The following is a 16574-nucleotide window of genomic DNA, read 5'->3' as shown; positions in this document are numbered from 1 at the left end:
GCGTGATGTTAGCCACATCTGCCAGGCGGAGTCAGTACCCCGGACGAGACCTTTCCGTGACCTGCACAGGCATTGGCCTATAAGCACCGGGCAAGGACCATCCCCCAGGGGCGCGGGGAACTGCGCGACCAGCCACAACGAACCCGCAGCCTACGCACAACCCCGCGGCACCCCAGAAGTCGCCTCTTACCGGGCAGCCCGGTTAACGGCCGAAACAACCGCCTTCAGCGACGCGCGCGTCGTGTTCGCGTCGATTCCGATGCCCCACAGAACCTTGTCGTCGATGGCGCACTCGATATAGGAGGCGGCCTGCGCGGACGCGCCCTCGCTCATCGTGTGCTCCTGGTAGTCCAGCAGGCGTACGTCGATGCCGATGGACTGCAGCGCGTCGAAGAACGCCGAGATCGGACCGTTGCCGGTTCCGGTCAGCACGGTGTCCTGGCCGTCGACCGTGGCCTCCACGGTGAGCGTGTCCACGCCGTCCCGGTCGGTGGTGGACTGGCCGTTCCTGACCTGGATGCGGCCCCACGGGTTCTCCGGGTTCGGCAGGTACTCGTCCTCGAAGACCGCCCAGATGTCCTTCGGCGTGATCTCGCCGCCCTCGGCGTCCGTCTTCGCCTGGATGATCTTGGAGAACTCGATCTGCATCCGGCGCGGCAGGTCCAGCTTGTGGTCGTTCTTCAGGACGTAGGCGATACCGCCCTTGCCGGACTGCGAGTTGACGCGGATGACGGCCTCGTAGGAGCGGCCGACGTCCTTGGGGTCGATGGGCAGGTACGGCACGGCCCACTCGATGTCGTCGACGGTGACGCCCTTGGCCCTCGCGTCGGCCTCCATGGCGTCGAAGCCCTTCTTGATGGCGTCCTGGTGGGAGCCGGAGAAGGACGTGTAGACCAGGTCGCCCACGTACGGGTGGCGCGGGTGGACCTCCATCTGGTTGCAGTACTCCCACGTGCGACGGATCTCGTCGATGTCGGAGAAGTCGATCTGCGGGTCGACGCCCTGGGAGAACAGGTTCATGCCCAGGGTGACCAGGTCGACGTTGCCGGTGCGCTCGCCCTGCCCGAACAGGCAGCCCTCGACGCGGTCGGCGCCGGCCATCAGCGCCAGCTCGGCGGCGGCGACGGCCGTGCCGCGGTCGTTGTGCGGGTGGACCGACAGGCAGACGTACTCGCGGCGGGACAGGTTGCGGCCCATCCACTCGAAGCGGTCGGCGTGCGTGGAGGGCGTGGAGCGCTCGACGGTGGCGGGCAGGTTCAGGATGATCTCGCGGCCGGGGCCCGGCTGGTAGACGTCCATCACCGCCTCGCAGACCTCCAGGGCGAAGTCCAGCTCGGTGTCGGTGAAGATCTCCGGGCTGTACTGGTAGCCGAACTCCGTACCACCAGCCTCGTCGCCCAGCAGCTTCTCGGCGTACTCCATGACCAGGCGGGTGCCGTCGACGGCGATCTGCTTGATGTCGTCCCTGGAGCCACGGAAGACGACCCGGCGGAAGACGGGGGCGGTGGCGTTGTACAGGTGGACGGTGGCGCGCTTGGCGCCTTGCAGCGACTCGACCGTCCGCTCGATCAGGTCCTCGCGGGCCTGGGTCAGTACGGAGATCGTCACGTCGTCCGGGATGGCGCCGGGCTCCTCGATGATGGAGCGCACGAAGTCGTAGTCGGTCTGGCCGGAGGCCGGGAAGCCGACCTCGATCTCCTTGTAGCCCATCTTGACCAGCAGGTCGAACATCGCGCGCTTGCGGGCGGGCGACATGGGGTCGATCAGGGCCTGGTTGCCGTCGCGCAGGTCGGTGGAGAGCCAGCGGGGGGCGGTGGTGATCCGGTTGTCCGGCCAGGTGCGGTCGGGGATGTCGACCTGCTCGTAGCGGCCGTACTTGTGGATCGGCATGGAACTGGGCTGCTGGCGGTTTGCCATGATGCGTGGGCTCCTCGATGGTCCGCGGGGTGTCCTGGGGGACGGCCGACGGCGCAGCGCCAAACTCCGCGGGGAGGGGGTCGGCCTCGACTACAGGCCCTCGCCGCGGCAGCTAAGAAGAAGCAGCCCGAAACGCATGATGCTCCGCAGCTTAACCGAGTCGCGCTCCGTGCGGGGGCACGTATCAGTATGCGGGACCGGAAGGATGAACGGGACAAAACGTGCCGCATACCACTCCGCGGGGCCGCTCCGGCGGAATGCCCCCACAATTCACCAATCATGGTTGCAGGTCGTGACATCGCCATGACTGAGTGCCATCGTGCCGCCATGACCACGCCCGTCTTCTGCACGATCGTCCCGCCGCACGTCCTGGACAAGCTCGCCCAGGCCGAGGACCCCGCCCTCGCCGGCCCGGCCCGCCGCACCCTCCAGCGGGACGCCTACGAACGCACCCAGCGCCGCCTGACCACGGTCATCGGCGCTCCCGCGGTCGCCCCGCTCGCCCCCGCGGGCAAGCCGCACCGCACGGTGTACGACGCCCGGCACGGCACGGATCTGCCCGGCCGCAAGGTGCGCGGCGAGGGCGACGAGCCCGGCAAGGACGCCACCGTCAACCGCGCCTACGCGGGCCTCGGCGCCACCTTCGAGCTGTTCCTCAAGGCATACGCACGCGACTCGATCGACGGCAGCGGGCTGCCGCTGAACGCGACCGTGCACTACGACCGGGACTACAACAACGCCTTCTGGAACGGCGAGCAGATGGTGTTCGGCGACGGGGACGGGGAGATCTTCCTCGACTTCACCATCCCCATCGACGTCATCGGCCACGAGCTCGCCCACGGCGTCACGCAGTACACGGCGAATCTGACCTACTTCGGCCAGCCCGGCGCGCTCAACGAGTCGATGTCGGACGTCTTCGGCGCCCTGATCAAGCAGTACACGCTCGGCCAGACCGCCGCCGAGGCCGACTGGCTGATCGGCGCGGGCCTGCTCGCCCCACGGGTCACGGGCAAGGCGCTGCGCTCGATGAAGGAACCGGGCACGGCGTACGACGACGACGTCCTCGGCAAGGACCCGCAGCCCGCGACGATGGACGACTACGTCCGCACCGGCCGCGACAACGGCGGCGTGCACATCAACTCCGGCATCCCCAACCACGCCTTCTACCTCGCGGCGACCGCGCTCGGCGGGCACGCCTGGGAGCGGGCCGGACAGGTCTGGTACGACGTGCTGACCGGCGGCGAGCTGAAGCAGGACGCCGTGTTCACGGACTTCGCCACGCTCACGGTGCAGGCGGCGCGCGCCCGGTACGGGGACGGCGAGGAGCTGGACGCGGTGAGCAAGGCGTGGGAGCAGGTCGGGGTGCGGACGCTGTAGTTCCGTACTAGACACGGACCCATGCGTATTCAGGTGAGGCGCACCGGTGGATTCGCGGGCATCGAGCGGCACGCCGAGGTGGAGACCTCGGGCCGCGCCGATGCCGCCGAGTGGCATGCCCTGGCCGAGCGGGCGGTGGCCGCGGGCCGGGGCACGCCGCCGGTCGGGGTGCCGGACGGGTTCAGCTACCAGATCACGGTGGACGGCACGACCGTGTACTGCGCGGATCCCCGGCTGACGGACGAGCAGCGCACGCTGATCGGCCGGGTGCTGAAGGAGGGGGCGTAACGGCCGGTCGCCGCGCGGGCGTTGACTTCGGTTACCGCGGGTACCGATGATCCGGGGCATGGCGACGACGCATCCGTTCCCCCGCTTCCCGGCCGGTTTCCAGTGGGGCGTGTCCACCTCCGCCCATCAGATCGAGGGCGCGGTGGAGCTGCGCGAGCGGTCGGTGTGGGACGCCTTCACCGAGCGGCCGGGGCGGGTGAAGGACGGCTCGACGGCCGCGGTGGCCTGCGACCACTACCACCGCCACCGCGAGGACGTGGCCCTGCTGGCCGGGCTGGGTGTGACCGCGTACCGCTTCTCGGTCTCCTGGCCGAGGGTGCGGTCCGCGGGCGGCCTGGACTTCTACGACCGGCTGGTGGACGAGCTGTGCGCGGCGGGGATCCGCCCGGTGCCGACGCTGTTCCACTGGGACCTTCCGCTGGCCCTGCACGAGGCGGGCGGCTGGCGCGAGCGGGACACGGCGGAGCGGTTCGCCGAGTACGTGTCGGGCGTCGCCGCTCGTCTGGGCGACCGGGTGCGGCAGTGGATCACCCTCAACGAGCCCGCCGAGCACACCCTGCTGGGCCATGCCCTGGGCACGCACGCACCTGGTGAGCGGCTGATGTTCGACGCGTTGCCGGTGGCCCACCACCAGCTGCTCGCCCACGGGCTGGCGGTGCGGGCCCTGCGCGCGGCCGGTGCGGCCGAGGTCGGCCTCACCAACTCGCACGGGCCGACCTGGCCGGCGTCACGGGAGCAGGCGGACGTGGCGGCGGCGGACTTCTACGACGTCCTGCTGAACCGCCTGTTCGCCGACCCGGTACTGCTGGGGGCGTACCCGGAGGGCCTCGGCGAGCTGATGCCGGGCGATGTGGAGTCCGACCTGAAGGTCATCGCCGAACCGCTCGACTTCTACGGCGTCAACTACTACGCGCCGACGAAGGTGGGCGCCCCGCAGGGCACGGAGATCGACTTCGGCGGGGTGCGGATGCCGGCCGAACTGCCCTTCTCGGTGCGGGAGATCGAGAACCGCCCGCTGACGGACTTCGGCTGGCCGGTGGTCCCGGAGGCCCTGACGGAACTCCTGACCGCCTTCCGCTCCCGCTACGGCGACCGGCTGCCCCCGGTCGTCATCACCGAGAACGGCTGCTCCTACGAGGGCCTCGACGACCAGGACCGCATCAGCTACCTCGACGGCCACCTCCGCGCCCTGCACGACGCGCTGAGTGCGGGCGTGGACGTCCGCGGCTACTTCGTCTGGTCGCTCATGGACAACTTCGAGTGGGCGGAGGGGTACGCCCGCCGCTTCGGCCTGGTCCACGTGGACTTCGAGACGCTGACGCGCACCCCGAAGGCGTCGTACGCCTGGTACCGGGACTTCCTGCGCGCCCAGCCCCGGCCCTGACGTCAGAACCCGAGCCGCCGCAACTGCTTCGGATCCCGCTGCCAGTCCTTGGCGACCTTGACGTGCAGGTCGAGGAAGACCGGCGTGCCCAGCAGTGCCTCGATGTGCTTGCGGGACTTGATGCCGACCTCCTTCAGACGCTTGCCCTTGGGGCCGATGACGATGCCCTTCTGGCTGGGGCGCTCGATGAACAGGTTGGCGTGGATGTCGAGGAGCGGCTTGTCGGCGGGGCGGTCCTCGCGGGGGAGCATCTCCTCGACGACGACGGCGATGGAGTGCGGCAGCTCGTCGCGGACGCCCTCCAGCGCGGCCTCGCGGATCAGCTCCGCGACCATGACCTGCTCGGGCTCGTCGGTCAGATCGCCCTCCGGGTAGAGGGCGGGGCCCTCCGGCAGGAGGGGGATGAGGAGGTCGGCGAGCAGATCGACCTGCTTGCCGGCGGTCGCCGACACCGGGACGATCTCCGCCCAGGTGATGCCCAGCTCCTTGCCGAGCTGGTCGACGGCGATCAGCTGCTCGGCGAGGGCCTTGGAGTCCACCAGATCGGTCTTGGTGACGATCGCGATCTTCGGGGTCTTCTTGATCCCGGCGAGCTCCTTGGCGATGAAGCGGTCACCGGGGCCGATCTTCTCGTTGGCCGGCAGGCAGAAGCCGATCACGTCGACCTCGGCCCACGTCGTGCGCACGACGTCGTTGAGGCGCTCGCCGAGCAGGGTGCGCGGCTTGTGCAGGCCGGGGGTGTCCACCAGGATCAGCTGCGCGTCCGGGCGGTGCACGATGCCGCGCACGGTGTGCCGGGTGGTCTGGGGGCGGTTGGAGGTGATCGCCACCTTCTGCCCGACCAGAGCGTTCGTGAGGGTGGACTTGCCCGCGTTGGGACGGCCCACGAAGCAGGCGAAGCCGGCCCGGTGTGCGGCGTCGGCCGGCTGCTCGGATGACTGGGTACGAACACTCATGGCGCCCATTCTCCCTGATCCCCGGAGCCCCTCCGCACCACCACGGGTGCGGGCCGGACGCCGCGAGGGGCGTCCGGCCCGGTCGGCCGTCGCGAAACGGGTGGTCAGTCGAAGACGAAGGGTCCTGGCGACTGCGGCCCGGTCGCGGTGCAGGTGATGGTGATGAAGCCGAACACGGTCATCTTCAGCGAGCCGCCGTACGCCTCCAGGCTGTCGCCGGAGGCCACGGTGCCGGAGAGCGGGCCGACCGAGAGGGGGTCGCCCACCGCCATGGCGGGGTTCTTGGTGCCGGTGAAGACCGCGGTGCCGCCGCCCGCCTTGACCAGGGTGAGCGTGGAGACGATCGAGTCCTGCCCGAGGGCGACGGGCGCGGTCATGGCGGAGGTGCTGAGGGTGAACGTGGCGGCCGTGCCGTTCTGGGTGGCCGTGAGGGTGGCCTCGCCGCCGCCGTAGCTGCCGCAGTCGGCGGTGATCGTCGCCGTGCCGGGGGTGACGGCGGCGGCGGTGGGGGCGAAGGCGAGTCCGCAGGCCGCGAGAGCGCCGGCCGTCACGGACACGGCTGTACCGATGCGCTTGCCTCTGTTGCCTCTCATGGGATTCGGTTCCCTTTCGGTGTGGGGGGAACTGCCGGTGCCTGACATACCGTCAGATCAGCCGGTTCCATTGATGCGCGAGAGGCAGCGCACGACAAGGTTGAAAACTGGCCTATTTACCGCCGGTAACACCAGGAGTGGCGCCGGTGTGTCAGCCCGCGGTGACCGTCTCCCGGACCGTCCCGTCCGGGCCGGCCACCAGGACCGGGGTCTCGGGGCCACCCAGGTCGCGCACGGCCGCCCGGTCCTCCGGCGACGCGGACTCCGCCTCGGTCACCACGGCCGCCGCCTCCAGGGACGTCGCGCCGGACGCCACCGCCATCGCCACCGCCGTCCGCAGGGCGCTGAGCTTCAGGGAGTCGAGGGCCACCGTGCCCGCGACATACGTGCGCCCCGTCTCGTCGCGTACGGCCGCGCCCTCGGGCACGCCGTTGCGGGCACGGGCGGAGCGGGCCAGGGTGACGATCTTGCGGTCTTCGGGGTCGAGCGCGCTGCTGTCGGTCATGATCCGAGCATAGGACGCGCTCAGGGACGGTCGAGACGCAGGCGGTCGGCGCGCGGCAGACCGGCGACGACCAGGTCGTAGGAGTCCTCGACCAGCTCCCGCACCAGGGCGTCGGGGAGGGCGCCGTCCACGACGACCGTGTTCCAGTGCCTCTTGTTCATGTGCCAGCCGGGGACGATCAGGCCGTCGTACTCCGCGCGGAGCCGGATCGCGTCCTCCGGGTCGCACTTGAGGTTGACCTTCAGGGGCCGCGCGTCCAGGTTCGTCAGCGCGAACAGCTTGCCCTGGACCTTGAAGACCGAGGTCTCCGGGTTGAACGGGAAGTCCTCCACCGCCGCGTTGAAGGACAGGCACAGGGCGCGCAGCTCCTGGGGGGTCATCCCGGGTGCTCCTCCTCGGCGCCGGGCCGGTCGCCGACCGGCTCCACCAGTACCGTGACGATCTTGTTCCGGCGGCCGGCCGCGGCCTCCGCGGTCAGGCGCAGGGTGCGGGCGTCGGGGAGTTCCACCACGGCGGAGGCACCGGCGATCGGGACCCGGCCGAGGGCCTTGGCGAGCAGTCCGCCGACGGTCTCCACGTCCTCGTCGTCGAACGCCTCGAGCCCGTACAGCTCGCCCAGGTCGCCGATGTCCAGGCGGGCGGTGACCCGGAAGCGGTCCTCGCCCAGTTCCTCGACGGGTGGCAGCTCGCGGTCGTACTCGTCGGTGATCTCGCCGACGATCTCCTCGAGGATGTCCTCGATGGTGACGATCCCGGCCGTGCCGCCGTACTCGTCGACGGCGACGGCGACGTGGTTGCGTTCCTTCTGCATCTCGCGCAGCAGGTCGCCGGCGTTCTTGGTGTCGGGCACGAAGACCGCCGGGCGCATCGCGGTGGACACCAGCTCGTTCTCCGCGTCCCGGCTGATGTGCGTCTTGCGGGCCAGGTCCTTGAGGTAGACGATCCCGACTATGTCGTCCTCGCTCTCGCCGGTCACCGGGATCCGGGAGAAGCCGGAGCGCAGGGCGAGGGTGAGGGCCTGGCGGATGGTCTTGTAGCGCTCGATCACCACCAGGTCGGTGCGCGGCACCATCACCTCGCGCACCAGGGTGTCGCCCAGCTCGAAGACGGAGTGCACCATGCGGCGCTCCTCGTCCTCGATCAGCGACTCCTTCTCCGCGAGGTCCACCAGCGCGCGCAGCTCCGCCTCGGAGGCGAAGGGGCCGCGCCGGAAGCCCTTGCCGGGGGTGAGCGCGTTGCCGATGAGGATCAGCAGGGACGGGATCGGGCCCATGATCCTGGCGAGCGGCAGCAGCACGTACGCCGCCGCCGTGGCCGTGTTCAGCGGATGCTGGCGGCCGATGGTGCGCGGGGAGACACCGACGGCGACGTAGGAGACGAGCACCATGATCGCGATGGCGATCAGCAGGGCCTCGGTGGTGCTGTCGAACTCCTCCAGGCAGCCGTAGGTGATCAGCGCGGCGGCGGCCATCTCGCAGGCGACGCGGACCAGCAGCGCCACGTTGAGATAGCGGGTCGGGTCGGCGGCGATCTGCGCGAGCCCGGCACTGCCCCGGCGGCCGGAGCGTACGGCCTCCTCGGCGCGGAAACTGGAGACGCGGGCTATGCCGGCCTCGGCGCAGGCGAACAGCCAGGCGACGACGACCAGCGCGATCGCGCCGAGGACGAGCGCGGGACTCATGAGACGGTCGGGGCCGGCGACGGGCCGGTCAGGCCCCTCTCCGCGCGCCAGCCGTCCACGATGGCGGCCTGCAGGCCGAACATCTCGGCCTTCTCGTCCGGCTCCTCGTGGTCGTAGCCGAGCAGGTGCAGCACACCGTGGACGGTGAGGAGCTGGAGCTCCTCGTCCATGGTGTGCTGCGTCGGCGCCTCGGCGCCCTGCTTGGCGGCTACCTCGGGGCAGAGCACGATGTCGCCGAGCAGCCCCTGCGGGGGCTCGTCGTCGTCCTTCGACGGCGGCCGCAGCTCGTCCATCGGGAAGGACATCACGTCGGTCGGGCCGGGCAGGTCCATCCACTGGATGTGGAGCTGCTCCATGGCGCCGGCGTCCACGACGATCACCGAGAGCTCGGAGAGCGGGTGGATGCGCATCCGCGCAAGGGCGTAGCGGGCGATGTCGAGGATCGCCTGCTCGTCGACCTCGGTGCCGGACTCGTTGTTGACGTCGATCGACATCTGGTGCTCGGTCTACTTCCCCTTGTGCCCGGACTTGCCCCGGCCGCCCTTGTGGGAGCCGTTCTGGGTGCCGTGCTTGCTGTCGTACTGCTCGTACGCGTCGACGATACGGCCCACCAGCTTGTGCCGTACGACGTCGTGGGACGACAGCCGGGAGAAGTGGACGTCCTCCACTCCCTCCAGGATCTCCTGCACCTGCCGCAGACCCGACTTGGTGCCGTCGGGCAGGTCGACCTGTGTCACGTCACCCGTGATGACGATCTTCGAGTCGAACCCGAGCCGCGTCAGGAACATCTTCATCTGCTCGGGGCTGGTGTTCTGGGCCTCGTCGAGAATGATGAAGGCGTCGTTCAGCGTGCGTCCGCGCATGTACGCGAGCGGCGCGACCTCGATCGTCCCGGCCGCCATCAGGCGCGGGATGGAGTCGGGGTCGAGCATGTCGTGCAGCGCGTCGTAGAGCGGGCGCAGATACGGGTCGATCTTCTCGTAGAGCGTGCCCGGCAGGAAGCCGAGCCGCTCGCCCGCCTCCACCGCCGGCCGGGTCAGGATGATGCGGTTGACCTGCTTGGACTGCAGGGCCTGGACCGCCTTGGCCATCGCCAGGTACGTCTTGCCGGTACCGGCGGGGCCGATGCCGAAGACGATGGTGTGCTTGTCGATCGCGTCCACGTAGCGCTTCTGGTTGAGCGTCTTGGGGCGGATCGTGCGGCCGCGCGAGGACAGGATGTTCTGCGTGAGCACCTGGGCCGGGGTCTCCTGGCCGTCGCTCTCCCCGTTCTCGCTCGCCTTGAGCATGGCGATCGAGCGTTCCACTGCGTCCTCCGTCATCGGCTGCCCGGTGCGGAGCACCAGCATCATCTCGTCGAACACGCGCGAAATGAGGGCGACCTCCGTGGCGTCGCCGACCGCGCTGATCTCGTTGCCCCGGACGTGGATGTCGGCCCCCGGGAAGGCCTTCTCGATCACGCGCAGAAGGGAGTCCCCGGAACCCAGCACGGTCACCATGGGGTGCTGGGCGGGGACGGTGAGCTGCACTCTCGCCTGCCCCTGCGCGGGCGTGTGAGCTGTGGGTGTCTGAGTCATGGGCCGGCGCTTAAGGCCTGCGGTTCCTCCTCGTCACGGCCGCATCGCTGAGGGCGGCCTCGCGTCTCCCAGGGTACGACGCGGGGGTGACAAGCCCGTAGGGCTTTTCCTCTCATCACTTTGATCCCACCCGAGTCGCACCGCCGGGCGGCCCACCTCTCGACCGGCCGAGTCGCGTGGTGGGTGGGCACAGGCCGGGGGTCAGGGGGCGGCGCCCCCTGGTGGGGGTGTGGGGGCGAAGCCGCCGCCAAGGCTCACGCCGACCGGCGGAACCCGATCGTCGGCACGGCCCGCCGCAGCGGCCACGGCCGCACCAGCTCCTCCGGAACCAGGTCCGCCAGGAACCCGTACCGCCGCAGCGCAGCAGCACCCTGCCCCTGCACCGACTGCACCTTCCGCCACCACGCCCCGACCTCCGCCCATCCCGGCGCCGACAACGACCCCCCGAACTCCTGCACCGACAGCGCCGCCGTCAGCCCCGCGAAGGCGAGCCGGTCCGCCAACGGCCACCCCGCGAGCGTCCCGGTCACGAAACCCGCCACGAACACGTCCCCCGCTCCCGTCGGATCCAGCGCCTCCACCTCGATCGCCGGCACCTCCGCGCACTCCCCGGTCCGCCCGTCCACCGCGTACGCCCCCTCCGCCCCGAGCGTCACCACGGCCACCGGCACATGATCGGTGAGCGCATGGGCCGCCGCCCGCGGGCAGTCCGTCCCCGTGTACCGCATCGCTTCCTGCGCGTTCGGCAGGAACGCCTCGCAGTACCGCAGGTCCGGCAGGCCCGCCAGATCCCACGCCCCGGTGTCGTCCCACCCGACGTCACCGAAGATCCGGGCGCCCTTGCGCGCCGCCTGCGCGATCCAGGGGGAGCTGCGCCCGGGAGTGAGCGAGGCGACGGCGGCCCGCGCGCGCGGCGGGCAGTCGGGGGCGGGTTCCTCAGGCGGCGGTTCGTGCCCGTGGGAGACCATCGTCCGCTCCCCCTCGTACGCCATCGAGACGGTGACCGGCGAGTGCCAGCCGGGCACGGTGCGCGACAGCGACAGGTCGATGCCCTCGCCCTGCTCGAGCGTGTCCCAGCAGTACTCGCCGTAGTGGTCGTCGCCGAACGCCGCCGCGAGGGACGTCCGCAGACCGAGGCGGGCGAGCGCGGTGGCCATGTTGGCGACACCACCGGGGCTCGACCCCATCCCGCGTGCCCAGGACTCGGTCCCGCGCACCGGGGCGGAGTCGAGCCCGGTGAAGATGATGTCGAGGAAGACGGTGCCGGTGAGGTAGACGTCCCAGGGCGGGTCCTGCGCGGTGCGCAGCAGGGCGAGAGGGTCGACCTGGGCCTGGCGGCGGTGCGCTCCCTCTCCGGTCGACGCGGGGGACGCGGTGGACGCGATCACGATGCGCTCCCTGACGTGGTGCGGATCTGGCCAGTCTGCACCACACCACTGACAACGCTCACGCCGTCACACCGCGTGCTCGGAAGGTTCCCGCTGGTTCACCAGCGGGGGGCGGAGGGGACGACCCAGTCCGGGTCGGCGACCCGCATCGCCGCCGCGTCGTCGCGGTCGCGCAGGGTGCCGTCGTCGTCGAGCCAGCGCTGGTGGAGGAACGCCAGCCGCTCGCGGTCGAGTTCGACGCCGAGGCCGGGCGCGTCGGAGACGGTGACCTTGCCGCCGTCGAAGGTGAGGCGCTCGGTGAGGACGTCCTCCGACTGCCAGGGGTAGTGGGAGTCGCAGGCGTGGTGCAGGCCGGGGACGGTCGCGGCGACGTGGGTCATCGCGGCGAGGCTGATGCCGAGGTGGGTGTTGGAGTGCATCGACACCCCGACGCCGAAGGTGCGGCAGACGGCGGCGAGGTGCTGGGTGTTGCGCAGTCCGCCCCAGTAGTGGTGGTCGGAGAGGACGACCTGGACGGCGTCGCGCGTGAACGCCTCTTTGATCTCGGCGAACGTCGTCACGCACATGTTGGTGGCGAGGGGTACGTCCGTCCTCGCCGCGACCTCGGCCATGGCGGGCGTGCCCAGCGCCGGGTCCTCCAGGTACTCAAGGACGTCCCCGAGCTCCTCGGCGACCCTCAGTGACGTCGCCACGGACCAGGCGCCGTTGGGGTCGAGGCGCAGGGGGTGTCCGGGGAACGCCTCGGCGAGCGCGCGGATCGCGGCGATCTCCTCCTCGGGCGGGAAGACGCCGCCCTTGAGCTTGAAGGAGGTGAAGCCGTGGCGCTCGGTGAAGGCGCGGGCCTGTTCGACGACACCGGCCGGGTCGAGGGCCGCACCCCAGTCGTCCTTCTCGGCCGCCACGCCCTCGGGGTGCTCGGCCCACTTGTAGAAGAGGTACGCGCTGTACTCCACGGCGTCGCGCACCTTGCCGCCGAGCAGGGTGTGCACGGGCAGGCCGAGCGCCTTGCCGAGTGCGTCCAGGCAGGCGACCTCGAAGCCGGAGACGACGGACAGGCGCAGCTTGTCGGCGGTCTGCACCCCGCGCAGCCCGCCCACGTCGACCTGCCCGGAGACCCGGGAGGCGTCGACGGCCACCTCGTCGGCGAGGCTGAACAGGCCGTTTCGATCCGACACCTGACGTCCGACCAGCCGCTCGGCGAGCGGGCGGGCCAGTTGCAGGTACTGGGTGTCACCGTAGGTCTCGCCGACGCCCGTGACGCCGTCCGCCGTCTCCACCTCCACGATCAGGCGGGGGGTGTACGGCTGGTGGACGCCCTGGGTGTTCAGCAGCGGCGGGTCGGCGACCAGGATCGGCGTGAGGCGGACGTCGGTGACGGTGAGGTTCACAGGGAGGCTCCTACGAGGTCGAGGCAATGGTCACGACGGGGCCGTACGAGGCACTACAGGCTCGGTCCACTGGCGGTGGCGCCCGCTGTTACCCCGCCTCACACACCCCAAACGCAAGAGTGGGCCAGATCACACCCTCTGGCTTCGCTCACGCGACTGTGTGCTTGATACAAATTGCCCGCGCGTTCCTGTCCGTCGACGGTCGTCGCCCCTCCCCCTTTTCGAACCCTTCCTTTCGCATGCCCTGGGAACGCCCGTGTTCGCCCGCACCGCCCCCTGGCCCCTCGTCGCCCTCTTCACGGCCGGGTACCTCGCTCCGTATCTGCTGCCGACCACCGTCGGACGGCTGGACACCTCGCTTCCGCTGACCGCCACCCAGGCCGGCGCCGTCGGCAGCGCGCTGCTGCTGAGCTCGGCGACGGCGGGCTTCCTGCTCGCCTCCCGGGTGGAGCGCGTCGGCGCCCGTGCGCTGGCCCGGCTCGGCCTCCTCCTGGCCGCCCTCGGCTACGGCACCGCCGCCCTCACCACCGACATCCCCGTCGTCGTCGCCGGCGCGATGGTCGGCGGCTTCGGCTCGGGTACGGCCACGACGGTCGCCGCGACGCGCATAGCCGCGGAGCGGGACCCGCACCGGGCGTCCACGCTCGGCCTCCTCACCGTGTCCGCGCTGGCCGGCGCGGTGTACCTGACGGTGCCCCACCTCGGCCGGACGCACGGCCTGCCGCTGGCCGCGATCGCCCTGACGGCCCTCGCGGTGTGGCCGCTGACCGGCCGCCTGCCGGGCGCCGGACAGCCGCAGGAGACGGCCCACGCGCCGCACGACGACTCGCCCCTCCCCCACCGCCGCTCCGGCCTCGTCCTGGCCGCCGCCATCGTGTTCTGGTCGCTCGCGCAGAACTCGCTGTGGGGTGTCAGCGGCCGGATCGGGCTCACCCAGGCGCATCTCGGTGACGCCGCCCTCGGCGTCGTCTTCGCCGTGGCGCTCGGCGCCGGGCTCGTCGGTGTGCTGGCGGCGGGGGCGCTGGGGGCCCGGCTCGGGCGGGCGGTGCCGATCGGCGCCGGGACCGTGCTGATCGCCGGCTGCATCGCGCTCACCGCGTCCGCGACCGGACCGGTGACCTTCGCGGCGGGCGAGGTCGCCTGGAACACGCTGTACCCGGTGGTGCTCTCGTATCTGATCGGCCTCGCCGCCTCGCTCGACCCGCGCGGCCGGTGGGCGGTGCTCGTCGGGTCGGCGTCCTCGCTCGGCACCGCTGCCGGTCCGCTGACCGGCAGCGCGCTGTCCGCGCAGGCCGGCTACCCCGTCATGGGCCTGGTCCTCGGCGCCGGTCTGCTGCTGGTCGCCGTGCCGATGACCGCCGTCGCCCTGCACACCGGCGGGCGCCCGCTGCTGCCCGGCGCGATCCGCCGCCGCGGCGGGCACCCGGCGGCCGTGGTCGCCGCCCACACCGGCACGCCCAGCGGCGCGGTCCCCGAGGTCGGCGCCCCCGAGCAGCCGGTCGTGGAGTTCCCCGTGGACGCCCCGGCCGTCCCCGTCCAGCGCGACTACGACACGGCGGCGGCCACCCGGGCCCCCGGAACGCCCTGACCGCTGGACAGGGCCTAGAAGTCGTACGCCTCGACCTCCGCGAGGTACCGCGCCCGCAGCTCCTCGTCGTCGTCCAGGAAGGACGCGAGGAACGAGTTGCGGGCCAGCTCGCGCAGCCGCTCCCGCGACAGGCCGAGGGTGTCGCGCACGGCGTCGAAGTTGTCGCCCGCGTAGCCGCCGAAGTAGGCCGGGTCGTCGGAGTTGACCGTGCACATCAGCCCCGCCTCCAGCATGGCGGGCAGCGGATGACCGGCGAGGGTGTCGACGGTGCGCAGCCGGACGTTGGACAGCGGGCACAGGGTCAGCGGGACGCGCTCCCGCACCAGCCGCTCCACCAGCGCCGGGTCCTCCACGCAGCGCAGCCCGTGGTCGACCCGCTCGACGCCGAGCACGTCCAGGGCCTCGGTGACGTACTCCGGGGGCCCCTCCTCACCGGCGTGCGCCACACGCCGCAGCCCGAGCGCGGCGGCGGCCTCGTAGACCGCGCGGAACTTCACCGGCGGGTGCCCGACCTCCGCCGAGTCGAGGCCGACCCCGGTGATCCGGTCCAGGTACGGCTTCGCGGCCTCCAGCGTCGCCATCGCCGACTCGGCGGACTCGTCCCGCAGGAAGCACATGATGAGCCGCGTGGACACACCATGGGTCTGCCGGCTCCGCCCCAGCGCCCGCCACAGCCCCTCGACCACCGTGCCCATGCCGACCCCCCGGGCTACGTGCGCCTGCGGATCGAAGAAGATCTCCGCGTGCCGTACGCCCTGTGCGGCGGCGCGGGCGAGATAGGCGTCGGCGAGTTCCTCGAAGTCCCGCTCGGTACGCAGCACCGCCATGAGCTCGTAGTACAGGTTCAAAAAGGACTGCAGATCCTCGAACCGGTAGGCCTCGCGCAGCGCCGCGGTGTCCGCGTAGGGCAGCTCGACCCCGTTGCGCTCGGCCAGGGCGAAGGCCAGCTCGGGCTCCAAGGTGCCTTCGATATGAAGGTGCAGTTCGGCTTTCGGTATGGGCATTACGTCATCGTACGGCGGTGTCACCGACGTTTCGGAAGCGGAACTCTCAGCAGATCGTGCGCCACGGTCAGCTCGCCCTCGTATCCGGCGGCCCGCGCCTGCCGCTCGAACTCCTCCGGGTCGGTGTAGCGCTGGCTGAAGTGGGTGAGGACGAGATGCCGTACGCCCGCCTCCCGGGCCACCCGCGCCGCCTGCCCCGCCGTCAGGTGCCCGTGCTCCCGTGCGAGTTCCTCGTCCTCGTCGAGGAAGGTCGACTCGATGACGAGCAGGTCGCAGTCCTCGGCGAGCGCCTGGGCACCCTCGCAGAGCCGGGTGTCCATGACGAACGCGAACTTCTGCCCGCGCCGCACCTCGCTCACGTCCTCCAGAGCCACCCCGTTCAGCGAACCCTCGCGCTGGATACGGCCCACGTCGGGGCCCTTGATGCCGTGCGCGGCCAGCCGCTCGGGCAGCATGCGCCGCCCGTCGGGCTCGACGATCCGGTAGCCGAACGACTCGACGGGGTGGGAGAGCCGCCGCGCCTCGAGCGTGTAGCCGGGGGCGACCGCGAGAGCGCCATCGGTGTCGACGGGCGCCTCGGTGAGGGAGACGGTCTCCCGATAGGCCGTGGCGTACCGCAGCCGGTCGAAGAAACGCTGCCCGGAGCGGGGGTAGTGCGCGGTGATCTCGTGCGGCACCTTGTCGAGATTGATGCGCTGGACGACACCCGCGAGGCCGAGGCTGTGATCACCATGGAAGTGGGTGACACAGATCCGGTTCAGGTCGTGGGCGGCGACCCCGGCGCGCAGCATCTGCCGCTGGGTGCCCTCGCCGGGGTCGAACAGGAAGCCCTCGCCGTCCCAGCGCAGGAGATAGCCGTTGTGGTTGCGGTGCCGGGTCGGGACCTGGCTGGCGGTGCCGAGCACCACCAGTTCGCGTACGGACAAGG

General features: G+C 71.2%; 16 protein-coding genes. 4 read left to right on the top strand and 12 right to left on the bottom strand.

The genetic code is table 11. The annotated features are described in order from the left end of the window. Positions 1–186: 186 nt before the first annotated feature. Positions 187–1917 carry a 2-isopropylmalate synthase gene (gene leuA, locus AB0412_RS00725; protein ID WP_366400255.1) on the bottom strand — a complete coding sequence of 577 codons (1731 nt, stop codon included), beginning with the start codon at positions 1915–1917 and terminating at the stop codon, positions 187–189. 327 nt (positions 1918–2244) lie between these two features. Between leuA and AB0412_RS00720 the strand changes: the two genes are divergently transcribed. The 3 genes from AB0412_RS00720 to AB0412_RS00710 are packed head-to-tail and all read left to right on the top strand — an operon-like array spanning position 2245 to position 4966. After that, complete coding sequence (locus tag AB0412_RS00720; RefSeq protein WP_366400254.1) at positions 2245–3294, top strand: M4 family metallopeptidase; 1050 nt, start codon at positions 2245–2247, stop codon at positions 3292–3294. A gap of 21 nt (positions 3295–3315) precedes the next feature. Further along, positions 3316–3582 (top strand): protealysin inhibitor emfourin, encoded by a 267-nt coding sequence (locus AB0412_RS00715; RefSeq protein ID WP_366400253.1) that lies wholly within the window; start codon positions 3316–3318, stop codon positions 3580–3582. Between the two features lie 46 nt (positions 3583–3628). Next, positions 3629–4966, top strand: coding sequence for a GH1 family beta-glucosidase (locus AB0412_RS00710; RefSeq protein WP_366400252.1), 1338 nt, complete (start codon positions 3629–3631; stop codon positions 4964–4966). A 2-nt stretch (positions 4967–4968) separates the two neighbouring features. Here the strand turns inward: AB0412_RS00710 and era are convergent, their stop codons facing one another. The 9 genes from era to AB0412_RS00665 form a co-directional block, all read right to left on the bottom strand. Then, entirely contained in the window at positions 4969–5922 is a 954-nt protein-coding gene (gene era, locus AB0412_RS00705) for a GTPase Era (protein ID WP_366400251.1), read from the bottom strand. A gap of 104 nt (positions 5923–6026) precedes the next feature. Continuing rightward, entirely contained in the window at positions 6027–6515 is a 489-nt protein-coding gene (locus AB0412_RS00700; protein WP_366400250.1) for a hypothetical protein, read from the bottom strand. A gap of 151 nt (positions 6516–6666) precedes the next feature. Then, positions 6667–7020 (bottom strand): cytidine deaminase, encoded by a 354-nt coding sequence (locus tag AB0412_RS00695; protein ID WP_366400249.1) that lies wholly within the window; start codon positions 7018–7020, stop codon positions 6667–6669. Positions 7021–7040: 20 nt separating this feature from the next. Beyond that, positions 7041–7400, bottom strand: a complete 360-nt coding sequence (locus AB0412_RS00690) for an MmcQ/YjbR family DNA-binding protein (protein ID WP_366400248.1) — start codon at positions 7398–7400, stop codon at positions 7041–7043. Further along, the gene (locus AB0412_RS00685) at positions 7397–8701 is read right to left on the bottom strand and encodes a hemolysin family protein (RefSeq protein ID WP_366400247.1); all 1305 of its coding nucleotides are present in this window, start codon (positions 8699–8701) and stop codon (positions 7397–7399) included. Before AB0412_RS00685 ends, AB0412_RS00690 begins: the two co-directional genes overlap by 4 nt. Beyond that, positions 8698–9195, bottom strand: a complete 498-nt coding sequence (gene ybeY / locus AB0412_RS00680) for an rRNA maturation RNase YbeY (RefSeq protein WP_260824809.1) — start codon at positions 9193–9195, stop codon at positions 8698–8700. The genes AB0412_RS00685 and ybeY overlap by 4 nt, the downstream gene beginning before the upstream one ends. A gap of 12 nt (positions 9196–9207) precedes the next feature. Then, the gene (locus AB0412_RS00675) at positions 9208–10278 is read right to left on the bottom strand and encodes a PhoH family protein (protein ID WP_366400246.1); all 1071 of its coding nucleotides are present in this window, start codon (positions 10276–10278) and stop codon (positions 9208–9210) included. 254 nt (positions 10279–10532) lie between these two features. Then, the gene (locus AB0412_RS00670) at positions 10533–11663 is read right to left on the bottom strand and encodes a PfkB family carbohydrate kinase (protein WP_366400792.1); all 1131 of its coding nucleotides are present in this window, start codon (positions 11661–11663) and stop codon (positions 10533–10535) included. Positions 11664–11764: 101 nt separating this feature from the next. Next, a complete protein-coding gene (locus AB0412_RS00665) occupies positions 11765–13054 on the bottom strand; it encodes a glucarate dehydratase family protein (RefSeq protein ID WP_366400245.1) in 1290 nt (429 codons plus the stop codon). Between the two features lie 256 nt (positions 13055–13310). On the opposite strand from AB0412_RS00665, the gene AB0412_RS00660 reads away from it, so the two are divergent. Then, entirely contained in the window at positions 13311–14642 is a 1332-nt protein-coding gene (locus AB0412_RS00660) for an MFS transporter (protein WP_366400244.1), read from the top strand. Positions 14643–14656: 14 nt separating this feature from the next. Here the strand turns inward: AB0412_RS00660 and AB0412_RS00655 are convergent, their stop codons facing one another. Both AB0412_RS00655 and AB0412_RS00650 read right to left on the bottom strand, forming a co-directional pair. Beyond that, positions 14657–15646, bottom strand: coding sequence for an adenosine deaminase (locus AB0412_RS00655; protein WP_366400243.1), 990 nt, complete (start codon positions 15644–15646; stop codon positions 14657–14659). 20 nt (positions 15647–15666) lie between these two features. Then, positions 15667–16572, bottom strand: coding sequence for a ribonuclease Z (locus AB0412_RS00650; protein ID WP_366400242.1), 906 nt, complete (start codon positions 16570–16572; stop codon positions 15667–15669). Positions 16573–16574: the final 2 nt, after the last annotated feature.

The organism is Streptomyces sp. NPDC052012 (assembly GCF_040689265.1).
GTDB lineage: Bacteria > Actinomycetota > Actinomycetes > Streptomycetales > Streptomycetaceae > Streptomyces.
The sequence above is the reverse complement of the archived record's forward strand: the minus strand, read 5'-3'. Positions and strand labels throughout refer to the sequence as shown.